This is a genomic window from Paenibacillus sp. FSL H8-0259 (assembly GCF_037963255.1).
GTDB lineage: Bacteria > Bacillota > Bacilli > Paenibacillales > Paenibacillaceae > Paenibacillus_AQ > Paenibacillus_AQ phytohabitans.
Genome location: NZ_CP150147.1, coordinates 431,112 through 451,496 on the forward strand (window position 1 = coordinate 431,112; position 20,385 = coordinate 451,496).

Genomic DNA, 20,385 nt, shown 5'->3' on the forward strand with positions numbered 1-20,385 from the left:
TATTCTCCATGGCCGCCCGTATCAACAAGAAACGCTCTTTTCTATTCGTCAGCAAAGTGCTTGGCAAACATATTCCTGTAGGTCCCTATACCCCTCTGCTTAGCGGAGCGGCACTTGCCCTTCTCCTGTACTTAGAGATGAGTGCGGATAGCGCTGAACGGGAGATCATGGACAAGCTGATGAGCCAGGCGGTTCATGGCCTGATTCATCCTGAATTCGCGGAAGAGGCCTATCATGATCTGCTTGCTGCACGTCTGGTGCTGCCTCAGCCTGCCCTATTTATCGGCTTTGCCGAAACCGCTACCGCCCTGGGTCACAGCATGTACAACATGTTTGCCGGGGGAGCCTCATATATTCATACGACCCGTGAGAATATTCCTGAACTGGAATCCGTAGTCACCTTCGAAGAGGAGCATTCCCATGCTGTAGATCATCTCTGTTACGCCCTGAATCCCAAGCTGTTATCGGGAACAGAGCCGATTGTGCTGGTAGATGATGAGATTACGACCGGCAATACGGCGATCAATACCATTCGTGATATCCAGTCCAAATTCCCGCGCCGCGAGTATGTAGTGGCTTCACTTCTGGATTGGCGGAGCACCGCGAATATTCAGGCTTACCGTGATCTGGAGCAGGAGCTGGGAATTAGAATCACCGCCTTATCTTTGCTGCAGGGCAGCATTGAGGTGACTGGAACCCCTCTGCTGAAGCCGCAAGCCGGAAGCGCAGAACCATCCGCAGCAGTTGCAGAGCTAGTGACCACGTATATACAGGACGGGTTAGAGCGGCTGCAGGTGTCCTCTGCGGATGCGCAGGGTGTTGTGAATCTCTCCCCCTATTTGAAATACAGCGGCCGTTTTGGTCTGGAATCTGCAGATAACCGGCGGATTGACGAAGGCGTCAGCAGGGTGGCCGGGAAGCTCCGTGACTTACGGGAAGGCTCCCGCACTTTGGTGATGGGCGTAGGCGAGTTCATGTATCTGCCGATGCGGATTGCCGCGGAGATGGGTGAGGGCGTGTCCTATCAATCCTCTACCCGCAGTCCGATCCATCCGCAGCGCCGTGCCGATTACGGTGTGCACAGTGCAGCAGCGTATCCGTCCGCAGGCGACACAGAGATCACCAATTTCATCTATAATGTGGATCCCGGCCAGTATGATGATATCTTTGTGCTGCTTGAGCGGGATGTGCCGCGGCAGCGGATTGAACCGATGACGGATATTTTGCAGAGGCTGGCAGGCAATAAGGTGCATCTTATTATACTGGCCTCTGAACCTGAAACTGGAGGCTCGCGGATATGAAGGGAATCGAAATGGAAGAGATAATGAACAGAAGAATATCCCCTCCGGTTCCGCTGGGCAGCTACCCTGCCTCCGATGTTACGTTTCTGCTCAAGGACCTCAGCGATGTATCCCTGGAGCGGGGAACAGCCGAACGGGAGGAAGCAATCCAGTCGGGCGTGCATTACTCAGAGATGCTCCCTGTAGAATACCAGCCGACGGAGCAGTATATCGAATTGTTCCATGAGACATTGCAGCATACCGCGAGGAAGGTGGCGCTTGCTGTAGCTGCCGTATCTGAGATGATTGTGGCTCAGCGGGGAACGGCGAATACGGTTCTGGTCTCACTGGCAAGAGCAGGTACCCCGATAGGCGTGCTGATCAGAAGGTATATTCTGGAGCGCTATGAAGCGGATCTGCCGCATTACAGTATTTCGATTATCCGGGGTAAAGGTATCGATGAGAACGCTGTGCTATATATGCTGCAGCAGCACGGAAGCGATGCGGAGCTGCAGTTCATTGACGGCTGGACCGGCAAAGGGGCTATCCGCCAGGTGCTGATCGAGGCCTGCGGGAGCATGTACAGCAAATATGGGATTACCCTGAATGATGATCTGGCGGTGCTTGCCGATCCCGGATACTGTTCGGGAACCTTCGGCACAAGGGAAGATTATCTGATCCCAAGCGCTTGCCTGAACTCTACGGTATCCGGTCTGATGAGCCGTACCGTGCTCCGCGACGATCTGATCGGACCGGAGGAGTTCCATGGTGCCAAATTCTATAAGGAATGGCTGGATAGTGATCTGTCTAATGTATTCGTGGAAGCTGTGACTCCTTATTTCCGTGAGGTGGCTGCGGAGGGGCTGAAGCTTGCTGAAGAGATGCAGGCGGATCCTCCGGAGATTACCTGGCAGGGGCTGGCTGATATCCGCAGTATCCAGGAGACCTTCGGCATTGATAATATCAATCTGGTGAAGCCGGGGGTTGGCGAGACCACGCGTGTGCTGCTGCGCAGAGTGCCCTGGAGAATCCTCGTTGATCGGCTGGACAATCCCAACCTGCGGCATATTCTGCTGCTGGCCGAAGACCGTGGTGTACCTGTGGAGGTATTCCCCGGACTGACGTATTCCTGCTGCGGGATCATTAAGCCGCTGAAAGGGGAGAGTGAATGATCTACGCCAGTGATCTGGACCGTACGCTGATCTACTCTCTGAATGCCATCGGGGTTCCCGGGGATGCCCCCGGTCTGGTGCCGGCCGAAGTGATTGACGGCAGAACGGTCTCGTATATATCGCAGCAGGCTCTGGATATGCTGAAAGAGCTTGCGGCGAAGATCATCTTCATGCCGGTCACTACGCGCACTATCGCACAGTACCGGCGGATCAACCTGTTCCAGGAGACCGTTATTCCGGATTATGCCGTTACCAGTAATGGAGGCAACATTCTCGTGAACGGGGTAGTGGACCAGGAATGGCGGGCGGCTGTCGGGCGGCTGGTGGAACGCGGGTCCGTGCCGGCTGAGGAAGCCGGAAGGATTGTCCGCTCTGTAGTGCGGGCAGAATGGATTACCAGTGAGCGGTATTGTGACGAGCTGTTCTACACCTTCGTAGTGCACCGTGATTCTCTGCCGCTGGATGAGATTACCCGTATGGCTGAGCGGCTGGATGGACTGGGCTGGAAGGTATCGCTGCAGGGGCGCAAGCTCTACATTGTGCCGGAGGCCGTGAACAAAAGTGACGCGATCCTTCATGTCCGCCGTACCGTCCGGTCAGAGCCGATGGTCGCTTCAGGCGATTCCCTGCTGGACAAGAGTCTGCTGGCGGCTGCGGACTATGCCATTGCCCCCTGTCACGGAGAAATATTTGCCGAGCAGCAGGCGGGTCTAGTAAACTTAGAGTATCCTTTCACGAAGCAATCGGGTGTATTTGCCGGGGATGAGATTATGCAGTATGTTCAAACGATTTATAATAATTTGACAGCATTGGGAGTTGGGCCACAATGAAAAAGGTAAATATTTATTTCAATCGCTGGTTTTCCGTGGCTTTTCATTACATGAATCTCATCCGGAACAATGAAGACGGCATCCCGGTTCGAATATTCGCCACCCACCCGGATATCCGCCATATGTCGCTGCAGGGCGCTGATGTTGCAGGGGCCGAGCCTGAGCTTACGGGAATCGAATACGTGCAGTTCTGCGTTGATTTCTGCCGCCGCAATGAGATTGATATTTTCATTCCGCGGCTGCATATGCTGGATATCGCCCGGCATGTGTCCTTGTTCGATGCCATCGGGACGAAGGTGCTGGTCTGCCGCGATCAGGATCTGCTGGAAATGATTATGGATAAAGGCAAGTTCTACGAAAGTGTGAAGTCTAACGGAATCATGACGATTCCAGATTATCATGTCGTAAGTAATGCAGAGCAGTTCAAGGAAGCCTATGAAGAACTCGTCTCCAAGGGACATAAGGTCTGCTTCAAGCCGACCGAAACAGAGGGCGGTCTCGGATTCCGGATTATAGACAATAACCGCAGCCCGCTGGAAGAGCTGTTTGGACATGTAACGCCGTTAATTTCCTTCGAGGATGCTTACCGTATTCTTTCCGGAGCGGAGAGTTTTCCTAATCTGATGGTTATGGAGCTGCTGGAGGGATATGAATATAGTATTGATTGTCTGGCAGATGCGGATGGCAATCTGCTTGCCGCTGTCCCGCGCCGTAAGGCGGGCGGACGGCTGCGGCTGATGGAGCATATTCCGGAGCTGGAAGAGGTTGCCCGCAGGGTGGCCGAGACCTACCGGATTCCTTATAATTTCAATGTCCAGATGAAATACAGCGGCGATGTACCCAAGCTGCTTGAGATTAATCCGCGGATGTCCGGGGGCCTGCATATCTCGTGTCTGTCCGGAATTAACTTCCCTTATCTGGCAGTCAAAAGCGCCCTGGGCGGCGAAGTTCAGCCTGTAGAATTCGCGCACAATGTCTTGGCAAGCCATGTTGAGCAGCCGCTGATCATGAAAATAAACGGAGAATCCGTGGTTACGGATTCCGTGAATTGAGTGTGGAGCATTCACGCTCATAAGAGGTGAGAAGGAATGCAAGCTAAATTCAAAGTACTGGTATACGCCGGGGCCGGCTATGTTGTGGCTGTATTGACCAGCGGGTTCCTGCCCGAGCTGATCTCGCTGCTGCTTCCGGTTGCCGGGGCCGCCCTTGCGGTGCCGGGCTTCAGGCGCACAAGAGTGAATCTCCCGGTGGAGGTTATTCCCGCCGGCCAAGAGCCGGCAGCGGCTCCTGCAGCTTCAGCCGGGGCGCTTCAGTCCCCGGCTGGCGGCGCCCCGGCCGCAGGCCCACTCCCGGCTGCGGGACAGGCTTCTGCGGTCAAAGCGGGAGCTGAGACCAGAGGGGAGATTACCATCGGAGCGGAATTCGCTCCGGTAGTGGAGTATCTTAGCATTCTGGAGGATATGATTATATCTGAAGGGCAGAAGGATACGCTGGATAATGAGATCGTCGAGAAGTCACTGGCGCTGTTCGCCAGACTGCAGCGTGTGATTCCTCTGCTGCAGGAACTGGGCAATGGCGAGATCAACCACACCGTCCGCAGACTGGTGCTGAAGGATCTCAACGGTGTGATCAATCCGTTCCTGAGGCTGGGCGGCGAAGCCAAGACGAGAAACCGGAGAATGCTGCTGAACGGTCTGCGTGATGTCGATACCAAAATATCCGATATTGCGTCTACGATCGAACATAAAGACCTGATGGAACTTCAGACCAAGGCGGAACTGATTCATCAGCGTTACAGCAGTTCCGAACTATAGGAGGAGGAAAACCATGTCCACGCAGTTGATCGAGCTGAGAAAAGAAGATGAACAGAAGGTAGTGGAGGAAGCTTCCCAGTTAATTGAGAAGGTGTCCAAGACCGATACGGTAGCCCTGGATTCCCTGATGGATGATATCGGCAAGCTTGGCGTGAAGACGCAGGAAAAAGCGGGACAAACCCTTAAGCTGCTGGATCGTCCGGTCAATGACCTGATGAGCGGCAAACGGGTGGAAGTGCCGAATATGATTATGAAGCTGCGTAATGAGTGCGAGACGCTGCAGCAGAGCAAGAATGTCAGCTTTTTCGGCAAAATGCTGCGCAAGAGTCCGCTCAAAAATTATGTCTATAAATATCAGTCCGTCCGCACCAATATTGATGCCATCATTACCGGTCTGCGCGACGGCCGCGATACGCTGGAAGAGAGCATCGTCAACATGCGCCAGCTGAAGCGCACCTCGATGGAGGAGATTTATAACCTGCAGACCAAAATTGCCTTCGGCAACAAGCTGAAGGAGCTGTTCGAGGTAGAAATCGCCAAGCCGGAGAACGAGTTCCGCAAGGCGTATCTGGAACGGGGACTGCGCAAGGTAATGGTACGGATTCAGTCCATGACCGAAATGATTCTGCTCTACAATCAGGCGATTGCGGCAACGGATATCATCAATGACAACAATGATAAGCTGATCGATTCCGTAAACAACGCGATTGATAAGACTTCTAACCTGATCACCGTGTCGGCGATGATTGCCATGTCCCTGGCTGATCAGGAGAATGTCATTAACGCTGTGGAAGCCACCAACAAGACGATCGAGGATCAGTTCAAGGAGAACGCACGGTTGCTGCGTACAACTACCGAGAAGACCACGGAGCTGCTCTCCAAGCCGTCCATGTCACTCGAAGCTGTGAATCAGGCAATAGGCGATCTGCTAAGTGCTCTGGATACCTCGGAGCAGTCCAACCGGCGGATTATCGAGAGCTGCCAGGATTATACGTCCAAAATGACGACCATCAACACCCAGCTGAACAACCGGCTCGGGCTTAATGAGGGCTCGCAGCCGCAGGCTCTGAAGCAGGCGGAGAATGGGCTGAGCAGCTTTTTGAACTGATGATTTGATCTGCGGCCCGTAAGCACATACGAAGGATTGCAATAAGCCTGCTGATGGGGATCAGCGGGCTTTTTTTGTCATGATAATCAGCATTCATAATGCTCCGCTCTCCCACATAAGTTGTCACTAAGGCGACCTGTGGAGAAAGAGGGGATAAGCGGATGATTCTGGGATGTTTGATAGTTGTGCTTATCGTCGTAGCCAGCAGTGAGAAAGCGGAAGCTATTGCCAGGCTGAATGACCCGGATGATAGAGGCCTGTAAGGCAGGTCCGGAAGGTGTGCGGGCTCCATAAATATTGACGCTCTGTGGTTCAAGCAATTTCCAGCGGTTTATTGGGTATAATAACCCGGAGGCTGTACAGCAGCCTCTACAATCACTGAAAATACGAAGCTAAGACGGAGGTCAAATGGAGAACGAGGCACTGCTGCAGGTTGAGAAGCTGGCACTGAAGAAACAGAAGATCTTCCGGCAAAGCATATTGCGGTATATTGCCAGAGCCATGCTCGCCAGCATGTTTATCGGATTCGGCGTTATCGTAGCGTTTAAGACCGGCAACTTCTTCTATATGGAACAATCGCCGATGACCTATCCGATGGCTGCGATTACGTTCGGCGCAGCCATCATCCTCATTTCTTACGGCGGGGGAGATTTATTTACCGGAGATACCTTCTATTACACCTACGCGGCCTTGAGACGCAAGATGGCATGGACTGAGGTAGTGCGGATGTGGGTAGTGAGCTACATCGGTAATATCCTTGGGGCTACGGCGTTCGCCCTGCTGATTTTTCTGACCGGATTATTCTATGATTCCTCTGTGAACGGGTTTCTGCTGAATGTGGTGGCTCACAAGATGGAAGCCCCGGCGCTGCAGCTGTTCTTCCGGGCTATTCTCTGTAACTGGCTCGTCTGTCTGGCCTTCTTCGTCCCGATGTCGATGAAAAGCGACGGAGCCAAAATGTTCGCCATGGTTCTATTCGTCTTCTGTTTCTTCATCTCCGGCTATGAGCACAGTATTGCCAACATGTGTACCTTCGCAATTGCGCTCGTGCTGGATCACCCCGGCACCATATCATGGGGAGGCGTTGTGCATAATCTTGTCCCGGTTACGCTCGGGAATCTCATTGGCGGCGGGGTGCTGATGGGCGTGATGTATTACTATGTGAATAAGCCGTTTCTGGATGAGGAGTCTCATTAAAGCGGCTGCCAAATAAACCAAAAAGCGTTTCTCCGGTTATGGAGGAACGCTTTTCTGCTTTTTGTTGAGATAAATATACACAAAAGCTGTTTGTTCCTGCTGGAATTCATAGTAAATTTCATAGCTGTTTTAACCTCCCGATTACATTTCCTTTTAGAATGCCGGAATTACAACTAGCCCTGCTTCGTCGGCTCCTTATAAGGGACACAGATTATTTGGCAGTAGCGGGTAAGGGAGGCGATTTGGAAGATCGTGAATAATTATAGATTATAATGAATTAATTCCCAGATATATTTCTTCAAATTTTACATAAAACTCATCCCGGTTTTACCAAGCATGCATTGAACAGTTCGCCCGGTAAACGTATCATTTCCAAATGATCATAACTTTCATTTGGGGGGAAAAGAAGTGAAGAAGAGGTTTAAGCTGCTAAGCCGAATGCTTGCAGCTGCATTGCTGACGGCTTCATTGTTCACCGCTGGTTATGTGCCGTTACTACCGGCCAGTGCAGAGCCTGCAGACACAGGTGCTAATCCGGCTGAGGGAACGGATAACTCAGGATCAGCATCTGCTGCAGAGCCTGCCGCCAGCGGTGCAGACGGAGAAATATCTCTTGTTGCCGGTGAGGATGCTCCCATGTCAGCTGCTGCTGCAGAGGGAACATTGATCGCCAAGGACAGTGGATGGGTGTATCTGGATGACGGTTCTGATCAGGCTACGGTCTGGCAGGATGTCTATTTCGATGACAGCAGCTGGAAGCAGGGACAAGCCCCGCTCGGCTATGCCGGCAGCGGCAAAGGGCTGGATCTGAACACCTGGATCGGTTACGGCACGGATTCAAGCCAAAAATATACAACATCGTATTACCGCAAGGAATTTCAGATTGACGACCCGGCAGCTATCCTTAAGCTCGCGGCTACGCTGGTCCGGGATGACGGCGCAGTTGTGTATCTGAACGGTCAGGAAGTCTACCGCACGAACCTGCCGACGGGTACGATTCTCTATAATACTTATGCTTCTTCGGCCATCGGCGACGAGCGGCTCGATAATAACTTCAATATCGATCCGGCTCTGTTACTGAAGGGCACAAATGTAATTGCCGCCGAGGTACATCAGGACAGGGGCGGCAGCTCCGATACGTTTTTCTCCCTCGAACTCAACGCTTCTGCAGGGGTATCCGCCTCGAAAGACCACGGATTACTTGGTCAATATTACACCGGTACCGAGACCTTTGAGTTCGGTGATTATAAGTCCACACGAATTGATTCCCAGATTAACTTCAGCAATCTGGACCCCGTTCTCCAGACATGGACCGGACGCTCGGATGATGCAAATATCCGCTGGACAGGCCAGATCATGGCGCCGGAGTCCGGCGACTATACCTTCTATATGATCGGCGACAATGGTTTCCGGATGTGGCTTGACGACCAGCTTGTGATCGACCACTGGACTAACGACTGGGATGTGGAACAGACCAGCACTCCGATTACACTGCAAGGCGGAGTGAAGCACAACTTTAAAGTAGAATATTTCGAGGATTTCGGCGGATCGAACCTGTATCTGCGCTGGTCGGGTCCGGGGATAACGAAGCAGATTATACCTGCCTCTGCCCTTTACCTTCCGGTTGATTACAATGGCCCTGTCTACGGCAGCGTAGATTCTGGTGGTACCAGTGTAGCGCTGCAGCTCACGGGTGATCTGCAGCAGGTTTCGTCCGAGTTGGCCAGCCATCTGACAGTCAAGACGGACACAGCTGTGATTCCGCTCCTGAATGCGGTTCAAGGCAGTGCTCCTGATCAGCTTACACTGACACTTGGCTCCATCGTGAAGCCTGGGCAAATTGTGAACATCTCCTATGACGGGCAGGCAGGACTGAAGTTTACAGACGGTACATCTGCGGGCAGTTTCGTTTATAGTCCTGATAATATGTCAGAGGCCGTGGATTACTCACCGATTGCGATTGCAATGTCCTTCCAGAATGAAGCGAAGACCAACCGGTCCTTCGCCTGGTATACAAGCTATGAAAGACCCGACAGCGCACCAGCGGGGATTATGGACAGCATTGTAGAGATCGTGCCGGCAGACCAGGACTTTGACTCCCCAGTGAAGCAGCGCTTTGTTGGAGATCCTGCTGACACCAGGGCGCTTAATCTGAATATCACTAGCTCGACAAAAGGTGCTTTTATCAGCCATAAAGCGATTGCTACCGGACTTGTTCCCGGAACTGCTTATAAATACCGTGTGGGCAGTGACGGAAACTGGAGCGCCGCAGGCAGCTTCATGACTGAGGGGGAGAACGAAAAGGCATACAACTTCCTCTATATGACTGACTCCCAAGGTGCAAATACCAACGACTATGAGGTATGGGCCAAAACACTGAAGAACGGGCTGGATGATTATCCGGATGCCAAGTTCCTGGTAATGACCGGGGATCAGGTCGATGCCGGATCGCTGGAGTCACAGTGGCTGGACTATTTCGGCAAGCCGCAGAACATGCTGATGAAGCTTCCGCTGATGGCGGCTGTCGGCAATCATGAAGGGCCGTATAACGATAACTATTATTATCATTTCAACTATCCGAATGATTCAATCGATGATCCGCTTCCTCCAGGCAGTGTCTATTCCTACGACTACGGCGATGCCCATATCATGGTGCTGAACACGATGGACATGGGCTGGGACGAGCGTCAGCGTAATTCCTTCGAACAGCAGGTTGATTGGCTGAAGCGTGAGGTAGCTGTAACGGACAAGAAATGGAAAGTGGTTGCTTTCCACAAGGCGGTCTATTCGCTCGGGAACCATGCACTGGACAGTGATATTCTGGCGCTGAGAGAGAAGATGGTTCCGGTGTTCGATGAGCTGGGTATCGATGTGGTACTGCAGGGTCATGACCATACCTTCATGCGCTCGTACCAGATGTATGAGGACAAAGCGGTAACGGATATTCAAAAAAACGGCGACGGCAATCCGCTGAACCCTGACGGTACGCTGTACATGATCAATAATTCCGCCGGTACGAAATATTACGATATCCAAAAGGGTGTAAATCCGTATTATGCCAATGTATATCAGCAGCCTAAAGTACCGATCTACTCCGGCATCACGATGACGGAAGACAGCTTCACTATCAATTCGTACAAATCGGGCGATGCAGCTCCATTCGATACGTACACCATTGTCCGCGATGACAGCAAGCCCGAACCGGTGAAGGAGCTGGCAGCTGGCAGGACAGAGGACAAGGCGGCCGTACTTACCTGGGTAAGACCAGCCGACAAGAGTGACGCTGATGCCGTCAGAGGCTTCCGGATTTATGAGAAGAACGGTAAACTCGGGACGAACTGGAGTGTTTATGTACCCGTGGAAGAAGCGCGGAGCCAGTATGAATATAAGGTAACGGGAACTAATCCGGCTGTGGATTATGAGTTTGTAGTCAAAGCCGTAGACAAGCGGGACAATTCCTCGGAAGCTACCGTGTTCTCCGGCGGTGAGCATCCGGCGGCACCGACCGCTCCGGTCATTGACGATGCCCGCAACACCTTCGGCTGGACACTCGTACCTGGCTACCCTGAAGCAGCTGACTATGAATATAGCTTGGACGGAGGCGAAACCTGGCAGCCGGTCACGGTGAACCCGCAGCCGATCCATGACGGCAGCTACGCAGCAGGCATGGTGCAGGTGCGCATCAAAGGTGATATGGCAGCCGGTACTCCAGCAGGAACAGCACTGCTCTCGGACAAGCCGTTCACGCCAAATGATTATACCGATACGTACGAGATAAAAGGTGTGCTTAAGCGCGATAATCAGCTTCAGGTGGAGGTCTCACTGGATCGTCTCGCGGAGTATACCGGCAGCGCTTATGTTGTCTTCGAACTGATGGACGGCGATACTCCGCTGCTGATTAACGCTATCCCGCTTACGAGCAGCCATCTGACGATGTCCCAGTACTACAATGTGAAAGGTGAAAACTACCGGGTCAAGGTTTTTGTATTTGACCAGTTCAACAACAACCTTGAAGTGCCTGGACAGCTTGCGAAACCGGTAGAACTTCAGTGATCAGGAAAGAGAGGAATCCGAAGGTGAAAAAAGTTGTAGCGGCCATTATGGTCTTATTGTTCCTGTGTTCACCTGCTGCAGTCTTCGCTGCTAACTCCTTCACGCTCCATTTGAGCGGAAAGGAGGCTGAGCGCGGCGGCAGCATCACACTGTCTGGAACGACACCGGGCCCGGGTGACCAGGTTGTTGTCAAAATCGTCAGCCCGGCCGGAACAGTGTTCTATATTGATGTCTTGAAAGCTGTAGACGGAGCCTATACCCAGCGGGTGTCAATTCCGGCAAGCCAGCTATTGGCTCCATCCGGAAGCTATAACGTGGTTGCCGGTTCCGGCGGAACAACCCTGAGCCAACCATTCATGATTCCGGGAGAAGAGGAGCCGGGCGGGGGAACACCGGGTAATCCGGGTACTGGAACGCCAACGCCAACGCCGATAGCGACAGTGGCACCGACAGCGACAGTGGCACCGACAGCGACAGTGGCACCGACAGCGACAGTGGCACCGACAGCGACAGTCTCACCGACAGCGACAGTGTCGCCGACAGCAACAGTGTCGCCGACAGCAACGGTATCACCGACACCAATGGCGACACCGAGTCCGACTCCAGGAACTCCTGATTCTGGAACGCCAAGTAATCCGGGTACGCCACAGCCTGCTGGAACGGGCAGCGGCCAGACTTCTCCGGACGGCTTGATTCCTGCCGGAGCTGGGGAAGCCAGCTCAGCACGTATCAAGCCGGAGCTGTCCGGGGACGGGCGTTATCTGATTGGTACAGATACGCTGGCGCAGGCTATGCAGCAAGCTGCTGGCCAGATCACAATTGAGCTGCCGGCCACGGCTGGAGAAGCTGGAGTGGCACTTGAGCTCCCGCAACAATCGCTGAATCTGCTTAATGCAGGGAATACAGGCCTTGTACTGACGGATGGAGTAAGGACGATTTCTTTTCCCGCAGGTGCAATGAAGACCTCGGGTGATAATCAGACCCGGTTGCGGATTGTTCTGAATGCCAGCTGGAATAAGGAAGCCCAGTCACTGGTTAGCGGGTCTGTCCGCAGTGATGCCGCTTATGCTTCGACTGGCGTATTACTGTCGCTGGTCATTCAGACGCTAAACGGCAGCAATGTTACTGAGATCCATCAGCTGACTCAGCCGGCAGAGGTTAGCCTCAAGCTGGCGCCAGCGCAGATTGCCTCGATGAAGACGGAACTCGCCGGCATTTATTACGTGGACGGCAACAGTGCTGAATATGTAGCTGGCACGTTGACGGCTGGAACGGTAGCCTTCAAGGCGACCCATTTCTCTGCATATGCACTGCTTGTCTATGACAAGAATTTCGCGGATATGACCGGACACTGGGCTGAAGCAGCCGTGAAATCTCTTGCCGCCAAGCACCTGGTGAACGGTGTGGACGCTGCACATTATGAACCGGCCCGCGGCATTACCCGCGCTGAGTTCGCCGCCCTGCTGATGCGGGCTGCAGAGCGTACGGGAAACGTGCCGGCTGAAGTTGCTGCAGCACCGTTCGCTGATGTGCCTTCAAATGCTTATTACGCTAAGCAGGCGGCGGAGGCCGCAGCGACGGGTATAATGAACGGCTACGACGGGTCCTTCCGGCCAAATGACCGGATCACCCGCGAGGAAGCGGCGGTAGCACTGGTTAACGCTTCGAAGTACTTCAAGCTTGGGGCAGGCGTCCAGGCAGGTAAGGCTTATACTGATGCGCGGGAAATTGCCTCTTGGGCGACGGCCAGTGTGGCCGAGGCGGGAGCGAGCGGGCTAATGCAGGGAGACGGCACCGCATTCCAGCCGAAGAAGCAGGTCACCCGCGCTGAGGTGGCTGTAATGGTAGGCCGTCTGGTTCAGACCGGCTCTTCACTATAAGATGAAAGCGAGGGATTGGAATCTCATGCGTAAACAACTGTTCTCCATTCTGATGTCGGTTCTGATGCTGCTTGGCTTGCTGGATTCAGTGACTGCCTTTACGGTTACGGTATCCGCCGCGGAAGCCGGTATAGAAGTAGTCCCGGCGAAGAATGTTGCACTGAATGCACAAGTTACGGCCTCAGGTCAATGCAATGTGAATGAACGGCCGCAATTTGCTGTAGACGGCAAGAACGACACGAAGTGGTGCGATAATACAACCGCCAAGATCAAATGGATGAAGCTCGACCTTGGTAAGGATTACACGATTAACCAATGGACGGTTTACAACGCCGGTATCAATGAGAGCTCGAACAGCCCGTTCTGGAATACACAGAATTTCCGGCTGCAGAAGAGCGAGGACGGCCAGAGCTGGAGCGATGTGGATGTTGTGCAGGGTAACGTGCAGACGGTCGTTGACCGGTATCTGCCCCAGCCGGTGACAGCCCGCTATCTCCGGTTCTATGTAAGCAAAGCTGCAGCGAGCGGCGATACTGTCCGGCTGTATGAGCTGCAGGTATATGGGGTAGATGCCGGGAAATATCCGGCCTATCCTGCAGTAAATCTGGACCCGGTGGATTATGTTGATCCGCTTATCAACACCCTGGGAGATAACGGTCAGACGAATCCGGGACCGTCGACGCCGTTCGGACTCGTCTCCCTGGGACCTGACAGCGACGGCGGGGCGTTCAGCGGCTATTATTATCAGGATAAATACCTGAAAGGCTTCTCGCAGGTACGTTTCAGCGGTGTAGGCTGCAGTGGGGCAGGCGGCAACATCCTGATGATGCCTGAGACGCGTTCGTTCACGAAGAATGTGAATGAATATAAGCAGCTGTACGATAAAAGCAGTGAGCAGGCTTCTGCCGGGTACTACGGTGTTACGCTGGCATCAGGAATCGGCGTAGAATTGACGGCATCGGACAATGTCGGCTTCCAGCGCTATACATTCCCGGCATCCGCGAAGACGGGTTCTGTACTCGTGGATCTCTCCAATTCCTATGCCGGAATGCTTGATGCCAACCTGAAGGTGGAAGGCAGCAATGAAATTACGGGCATGATCCAATCCAAGAACGTATGCGGCAACGGGTATTATAAGCTCTATTATTCCATCCTGTTTGACCATGATTTCGATTCCTACACCTCCTGGCAGGGCGATACAACCGGAACGGAAGCAGTCCGTACCGGGGCGAACAGCGGAGTCTGGGTTAATTTCGATACGAATGGCGGCAAAGTGATCCAGGCTAAGGTCGGTCTGTCGGCGGTAAGTGTGGAACAGGCCAGAGCCGAGGTGAAACAGGATATTGCTGACTGGGATTTCGATGCCCAGCATGCCAAGATCCGCAGCACCTGGAGCGATGTTTTGGGCAAAGTGGAAATCAAGGATGAAGATGAAGAGAATAAGCAAGTATTTTATACGCAAATGTACCATACGTACCTGCATCCGAAGAACGTAACCAGCTCAGCCGGAACGTTCAAGGCGGGCAGGGATGAGAATACGGTGCGCCAAGCGTCCGGGCTTGGTGAGGATTTTGAATACTATAACGGCTGGACGACCTGGGATGATTTCCGCAAATACTCCCTGTTCTCTGTGCTGGAGCCGCAGAAGTATAACAACATGGTGAAGTCGCTGGTTGACCTTTACAAGACCAGAGGGACCTACACGCAATGGGGGGACGGTTATTGGCCAAGCCCGACGGTGCGCAATGAATTCAACGGTGCCGTTATTCTCGATGCCTATGCGAAAGGCTTCACGGACTATGACGTGTACACGGCGCTAAAAGGAATGGCAGTCGATGCGGACAACTTCTCGATCTCGGACGGCGAAATTTCCGGCAAGCTGGAGAAGGCGAAAAGTGCCTATTTTCCGATGAAGCTTGCTGCGCTGCTGGGCGATAAGAGCACATATGAGAAATATAAGAAACTAGCACTCTCCTATCAGAGTCTGTGGAATGAGAATCAGGTCGACGAGAACGGTGTTAAGACCGGATTCTTTACCCCGAATGGTACAACGGTAGCCAAGGGGGATGTAACCGCAGTGGACAAGTATGCCTATCAAGGCAATCTTTGGACATACCGCTGGTCCGCTACACAGGACATCAATGGTTTGGCCAAGCTGATGGGCGGCAAGACAGCAATGGCGAAGCAGCTGCAGGATTTCTTTGCCCGGAATGAGTATATGGCTATCAACGAGCCGGACATCGATGTACCCTATCTGTTCAACTATCTGGGTTATCCTTATCTGACCCAATATTATGCCAGAGAATATACTACCGAGGTGGTTACTCAGAAATACCACAACCACGGGCCGTATGCTTTCCCGATCCAATCGCGGGTCTACCGTGCTGATCCTGAAGGTTATCTGCCTTCTATGGACGACGATGCCGGGGGAATGTCCTCCTGGTATGTATACAGCGCAATGGGCCTTTTTCCCGGCAATCCGGGAGACGCCAATTTCCTGATCGGCTCACCTGTTTTCTCGGAGCTGACCCTCCATCTGGATAATGGCAAGACCTTCACTATTAAAGCGGACAATGTCTCCTCCGCCAACCGGTTCATCCAATCCGCCACCCTGAACGGTCAATCGTTTGATCAGGCCTGGATCGGCTATGATGATCTGATGAACGGGGGCACGCTGGAATTTGATATGGGAGATACGCCTAATTATGCTTGGGGAGCTTCGGCCAAATCGGCACCTCCTACAGCAGATTATGATGCTGACATTGAGAACACACTCTCCCGGAATTCATTGATCAGCGAAGGTTCAGAGTGGAAATATTATGATAAAGGCAAAGCCCCGGCGAATGGCTGGACATTAGCGGGCTTCAATGACAGCAGCTGGTCCTCCGGGCAGGCACCGCTCGGCTACGACAACAAGGGATATGCCAGAACCGTGATCGGCTACGGCCCGGATGCAAGCAAGAAATATACGACGTCCTACTTCCGCACAACATTCAATGCATCTGAGCTGAAGGACATACTGGAGCTGGATGCCGGTCTGATCCGTGATGACGGCGCCATAGTCTATCTGAACGGACATGAGATTATCCGGACGAACATGCCGGACGGGGCTGCGGCTTATGATACCAATGCCAATGCTACAGTCGGCGACGAACGTGACTGGAACCGTTATGAGATCAATCCGGATTATCTGCAGGAAGGCATCAACGTGCTCGCCGCAGAAGTGCATCAGGTAAACTTCAGCAGCTCAGATATCGCATTTGATCTCAGTCTGGAGACGGTCAAGCAAATGATGAAGCCTGACGCGCCAACAGCTCCGCTGGTGGACGATACGGCCAATACCTTCGGCTGGACGGCGGTACAGGGCTTCACAAGCCCGGCCGACTATGAATACAGTACCAACGGCGGTGTGAGCTGGAAGACGGCTGCAGCGAATCCGCAGACGGTCGGACCGCAGGCCTTTGCGGCGGGCGCTGTACAAGTACGCATCCAAGCAAATGAAGACCGGAATGTCATGACAAGCGATGCCTTGGTTTCTAATGTCCCGTACACCTCGGACATCCTATGGGATGTATACGATCTGAAGGCAGACGTGAAGCGCACAGGCAATATGACCGTGGAGGTATCAGGAACTCTCAAAGGAGATTATGTAGACTCGGCGGTTGCTGTAATTCAGCTGATGGACGGCGGAGAGCAGGCACTGCTGTCCAGTGCCGTACCGGTCCAGTCCGGAGGCTTCGAGCTGACGCAGAACTTCAGTGTGAACTCCAGTAAGTATCAGGTGAATGTCTACCTGGTGGACAGCTATAACGGCAACATCTACGACTCATTGTGGCTGGCTGATCCTATTGAATCGCAGCCGGAGCCGGCACCGCAGAACCCTGGTGAACCAAGTGAACCAGGCGAACCGGGAGGAGAGCAGCCGGGCGGGGAAGTTCCGTTGCCTGAACCGCTGCCGGTACCGGTGAAGACTCCGGTTATACCTGATCCGGCGGAAGAACCGCAGCCACCGGTAGTGGATACGGGGACGGTAGAATTTGAGAACCGCACGGCCTGGTCGGATGCGGTCAATACGTTCAACAACAATAAACTGAAAACTGAAGACGGCAATAACGGTTCGGTGGTCGCCAATACCTTCACTGGCGCGTGGTTATCCTTTGCGGATATCGATTTCGGAACCAAAGGGACAAACCGGATTACGGTCGAGTATAATGCAAACTCTGACCGGACACCGGCGGATGCGGTGCTTGAGCTGCGGCTTGGGGCTGTAGACGGCGAGCTTCTCGGCAATGTGGAGCTTAAGAATACCGGTGCAGGGTGGACGCAATATAAGGCGGCGGCAGCAATCCTGAATCGTACACTGACCGGCAAGCAGAGCCTGTTCTTCGTGCTGAAGGGCAGTACAGACAGCAATCGTCCGTATATCGCCAATCTGGACAAGTTCATGTGGGACTACCAGGCGATCCGGACCGACTACACCAAGCTGGAGCTGGAGAGCTATGATGCCTGGTCCACGGATAATAATCCGGCCAACGGCGGTCCGCTGAAGACCGAGAACGGTACCAGCGGCAAGCAGGTTGCCAATACCTTTAGCGGAGCCTGGCTGGCATACAAGGGAATGAACTTCGGCAGCACGGGCGTGAATCAGTGGTCGCTGGAGTATACAGGCAATTCAACGAATACGGCCGCAGATTCATCCGTTGAAGTCCGTCTGGGCGGAGTGGACGGTGAGCTTGCAGGCACTCTGTCAGCACCGCCGACTGCAAATGCCTGGGGGACGTACAAGACTGTGTCCGGCGCGCTGAGCAAGAATCTTACCGGCATGCAGGACATCTACCTGGTGTTTAGGGGCACAACGGATTCAACCTTCAAGTATATCGGTAATTTTGACAATGCGTCCTTCTCTCTGGCCGCAGCTGAACCGGATGTTCTTGTGGAATTTGAGAACAAGACCGTGTGGTCTGATGCCAAAAATACCTTCAACAGCAATCCGCTCAAAACTGAGGGCAACAACGGCGGAACTGTAGTGGCTAATACATTTACCGGAGCCTGGTTCTCCTTTGAGAATGTTGATTTCGGCGTACAGGGCAAGAACTACGTGTCCATCCAGTACGATGCGCCGACCAATCGTGCCCCGGCTGACATCACAGCTGAGATCCGGCTGAGCGGCAAAGACGGTACCGTAATCGGTACGTTCAGTCTGCCCAATACAGGCGGAGCCTGGGGGAACTACAAGACTGCAGGCGCTCTGCTCAGTCAGACACTGACCGGCAAGCAGCATCTGTATGTCTCACTGAAGGGCTCGACTACTTCGAGTCTGAACTATGTGGGCAACCTCGATAAACTAATCTTCACGAAGAAATGATGGAGTGATTGCTGCAGAAGGCCAATAGGAGACTTGTCTCCTATGGGCCTTCTTTGCTGCTGATTTTCTTAATTTCATAAAATGATAAAAAGCTGCGTCTCTCACGGAAATATCCGCTTAGGGGAAAGGCTCCGTATTATTGCGATCCGTCAGGCATGCTATAGTACAGCGGCGCTTCCTCCTGCAGGGTGCCCTCCAGTCTGCCCCCTTCTTTGCGCCAATACTCGATACCGCCGAGCATCTCCTTAACGAGGTAGCCCTGTTCCGCTAGTCTGGCTGCAGCTTTACTGGCCCCATTGCAGGCAGGGCCCCAGCAATACAGAATTAGAACATCTTCTGTGGGCAGCTCCGGAGAAGTATGGTTTATCCGCCCGGAGGGCAGGGAGAGGGCTCCCGGCAGATGAGCCTCTTCATAAGAACGGGCATCGCGGACATCGACCAGCTGAAAGCCGGTGATCCCTTCACGCAGATCGTAAGCCACATCGGCCACATCGGTCTCGAATGCTGCTTTGGCTGTGAAATAGCGTACCGCATCCGCGGAGGGCGCTGCCGGAGCAGCCAGTACTTGAGATTTCGCCTGTAGTTTCATTGCGGAGTCCTCCTTGGTTAAATGGGTTGGTTTTATTATATAAGGGATCTATAATTGGAGTTATCTATAGTCTGTGATAGCAAATATCGAAAATATTGATAATTCAGGAGAACTGTGTATGGAATTAACCTATTTACGGACCTTTTGTACAGTGGCGGACCACGGAAGTTATACCCGGGCGGCAGAAGTGCTGGGTTACGCACAATCGAGTGTAACGGCGCAGATTGCCAAGCTGGAGGAGCTGTACGGAGCCATTCTGCTGGAGCGATCGGGCAGGGGGATGATTCCAACCTTCGCCGGCAGCAATCTGCTCCCGTATGCCCGGCAAATGTTGGCGCTGAGTGTGGAAGCTAAAGGAATAATCTCCGGCGGTGATCAGGGAGTGCTGAATATTGGAGCCATTGAGACGCTGGCCGCTTATTATCTGCCTCACCGGCTGCACCGGTACCGGGAGCAGCATACCGGAATGCAGCTGCGGGTACAGCCCGGCTCTGAAGAAGATATCATCGCCGCAGTCAAAGATAAAATCGCCCATTTCGGTCTGATCTTCGATGTTCCGTATGCGTCGGGGGAACTGGTCACTTTGCCGCTGCGGGAGGAGCAGCTGTATGTGATCACCCATCCGGAGCATCCCTTGGCAGCCGAAAAGGCTGTTACCCCGGAGCATCTGGAGGGGGAACCGCTGGTGCTGACAGAGAGTACCTGCACGTACCGGAAGCAGCTGCTGCATGTGCTCAGGGAATCCGGTATAACTGCGCGTGTAGATATGGAGTTCGGGAATCTCGAGGGGATCAAGCAGGCCGTGAAGCACAGCTGGGGGACGGCCTTTCTGCCGCGGTATGCGGTAGAAGAGGAGCTGTGCACCGGCGTGTTAACCGGAATTCCCCTGGCCGGGCAGCTTGAGCCGTTCTATATTCAGCTTATCTACCGCAAGGAGCAGCGGCTATCCCCTGTATTCATGGAGTTCATTGCCCATATGCAGCTGCAGGAGCCTGTATAACACATCTTACATTCTCAGCATCAGCCACCCCCGAGACTTATACAGGTTCTTCAGAAAAAGAAGGCTTCAGCCATAAACCCTGGCTGAAGCCTTCTTC

At 53.3% G+C, this 20,385-nt stretch carries 12 protein-coding genes; 11 read left to right on the forward strand and 1 reads right to left on the reverse strand.

From position 1 onward, the window contains the following. Positions 1-8 precede the first annotated feature (8 nt). The 10 genes from NSU01_RS01920 to NSU01_RS01965 all read left to right on the forward strand — a co-directional run bounded on the left by NSU01_RS01920 (position 9) and on the right by NSU01_RS01965 (position 18,699). On the forward strand, positions 9-1,301 hold the full coding sequence (locus NSU01_RS01920; RefSeq protein WP_042132994.1) for a phosphoribosyltransferase family protein: 1,293 nt from the start codon (positions 9-11) through the stop codon (positions 1,299-1,301). Continuing rightward, complete coding sequence (locus NSU01_RS01925) at positions 1,298-2,452, forward strand: cysteine protease StiP family protein (RefSeq protein WP_076243523.1); 1,155 nt, start codon at positions 1,298-1,300, stop codon at positions 2,450-2,452. The genes NSU01_RS01920 and NSU01_RS01925 overlap by 4 nt, the downstream gene beginning before the upstream one ends. Continuing rightward, the gene (locus NSU01_RS01930) at positions 2,449-3,282 is read left to right on the forward strand and encodes an HAD family hydrolase (RefSeq protein ID WP_042132998.1); all 834 of its coding nucleotides are present in this window, start codon (positions 2,449-2,451) and stop codon (positions 3,280-3,282) included. Before NSU01_RS01925 ends, NSU01_RS01930 begins: the two co-directional genes overlap by 4 nt. After that, a complete protein-coding gene (locus NSU01_RS01935) occupies positions 3,279-4,334 on the forward strand; it encodes an ATP-grasp domain-containing protein (RefSeq protein WP_076243524.1) in 1,056 nt (351 codons plus the stop codon). The genes NSU01_RS01930 and NSU01_RS01935 overlap by 4 nt, the downstream gene beginning before the upstream one ends. Positions 4,335-4,370: 36 nt before the next feature. After that, entirely contained in the window at positions 4,371-5,096 is a 726-nt protein-coding gene (locus NSU01_RS01940) for a hypothetical protein (RefSeq protein WP_042132999.1), read from the forward strand. A 13-nt stretch (positions 5,097-5,109) separates the two neighbouring features. Continuing rightward, a complete protein-coding gene (locus NSU01_RS01945) occupies positions 5,110-6,204 on the forward strand; it encodes a toxic anion resistance protein (RefSeq protein WP_039299403.1) in 1,095 nt (364 codons plus the stop codon). A gap of 408 nt (positions 6,205-6,612) precedes the next feature. Further along, on the forward strand, positions 6,613-7,401 hold the full coding sequence (locus NSU01_RS01950; RefSeq protein WP_039299406.1) for a formate/nitrite transporter family protein: 789 nt from the start codon (positions 6,613-6,615) through the stop codon (positions 7,399-7,401). 408 nt (positions 7,402-7,809) lie between these two features. Further along, positions 7,810-11,454 carry a PA14 domain-containing protein gene (locus NSU01_RS01955; protein WP_076243525.1) on the forward strand — a complete coding sequence of 1,215 codons (3,645 nt, stop codon included), beginning with the start codon at positions 7,810-7,812 and terminating at the stop codon, positions 11,452-11,454. A 23-nt stretch (positions 11,455-11,477) separates the two neighbouring features. Further along, entirely contained in the window at positions 11,478-13,334 is a 1,857-nt protein-coding gene (locus NSU01_RS01960) for an S-layer homology domain-containing protein (RefSeq protein WP_076243526.1), read from the forward strand. Between the two features lie 25 nt (positions 13,335-13,359). Then, entirely contained in the window at positions 13,360-18,699 is a 5,340-nt protein-coding gene (locus NSU01_RS01965) for a glycoside hydrolase domain-containing protein (protein WP_076243527.1), read from the forward strand. 136 nt (positions 18,700-18,835) lie between these two features. On the opposite strand, the gene NSU01_RS01970 is transcribed toward NSU01_RS01965, so the two are convergent. Beyond that, positions 18,836-19,288, reverse strand: coding sequence for a rhodanese-like domain-containing protein (locus NSU01_RS01970; RefSeq protein WP_076243528.1), 453 nt, complete (start codon positions 19,286-19,288; stop codon positions 18,836-18,838). A 118-nt stretch (positions 19,289-19,406) separates the two neighbouring features. On the opposite strand from NSU01_RS01970, the gene NSU01_RS01975 reads away from it, so the two are divergent. Continuing rightward, the gene (locus NSU01_RS01975) at positions 19,407-20,288 is read left to right on the forward strand and encodes a LysR family transcriptional regulator (protein WP_076243529.1); all 882 of its coding nucleotides are present in this window, start codon (positions 19,407-19,409) and stop codon (positions 20,286-20,288) included. Positions 20,289-20,385 lie beyond the last annotated feature (97 nt).

Coding starts and splice junctions, on each gene's coding strand:
- NSU01_RS01920 (WP_042132994.1), top strand. CDS start 9: ATGGCCGCCCGTATCAACAAGAAACGCTCTTTTCTATTCGTCAGCAAA.
- NSU01_RS01925 (WP_076243523.1), top strand. CDS start 1,298: ATGAAGGGAATCGAAATGGAAGAGATAATGAACAGAAGAATATCCCCT.
- NSU01_RS01930 (WP_042132998.1), top strand. CDS start 2,449: ATGATCTACGCCAGTGATCTGGACCGTACGCTGATCTACTCTCTGAAT.
- NSU01_RS01935 (WP_076243524.1), top strand. CDS start 3,279: ATGAAAAAGGTAAATATTTATTTCAATCGCTGGTTTTCCGTGGCTTTT.
- NSU01_RS01940 (WP_042132999.1), top strand. CDS start 4,371: ATGCAAGCTAAATTCAAAGTACTGGTATACGCCGGGGCCGGCTATGTT.
- NSU01_RS01945 (WP_039299403.1), top strand. CDS start 5,110: ATGTCCACGCAGTTGATCGAGCTGAGAAAAGAAGATGAACAGAAGGTA.
- NSU01_RS01950 (WP_039299406.1), top strand. CDS start 6,613: ATGGAGAACGAGGCACTGCTGCAGGTTGAGAAGCTGGCACTGAAGAAA.
- NSU01_RS01965 (WP_076243527.1), top strand. CDS start 13,360: ATGCGTAAACAACTGTTCTCCATTCTGATGTCGGTTCTGATGCTGCTT.
- NSU01_RS01970 (WP_076243528.1), bottom strand. CDS start 19,288: ATGAAACTACAGGCGAAATCTCAAGTACTGGCTGCTCCGGCAGCGCCC.
- NSU01_RS01975 (WP_076243529.1), top strand. CDS start 19,407: ATGGAATTAACCTATTTACGGACCTTTTGTACAGTGGCGGACCACGGA.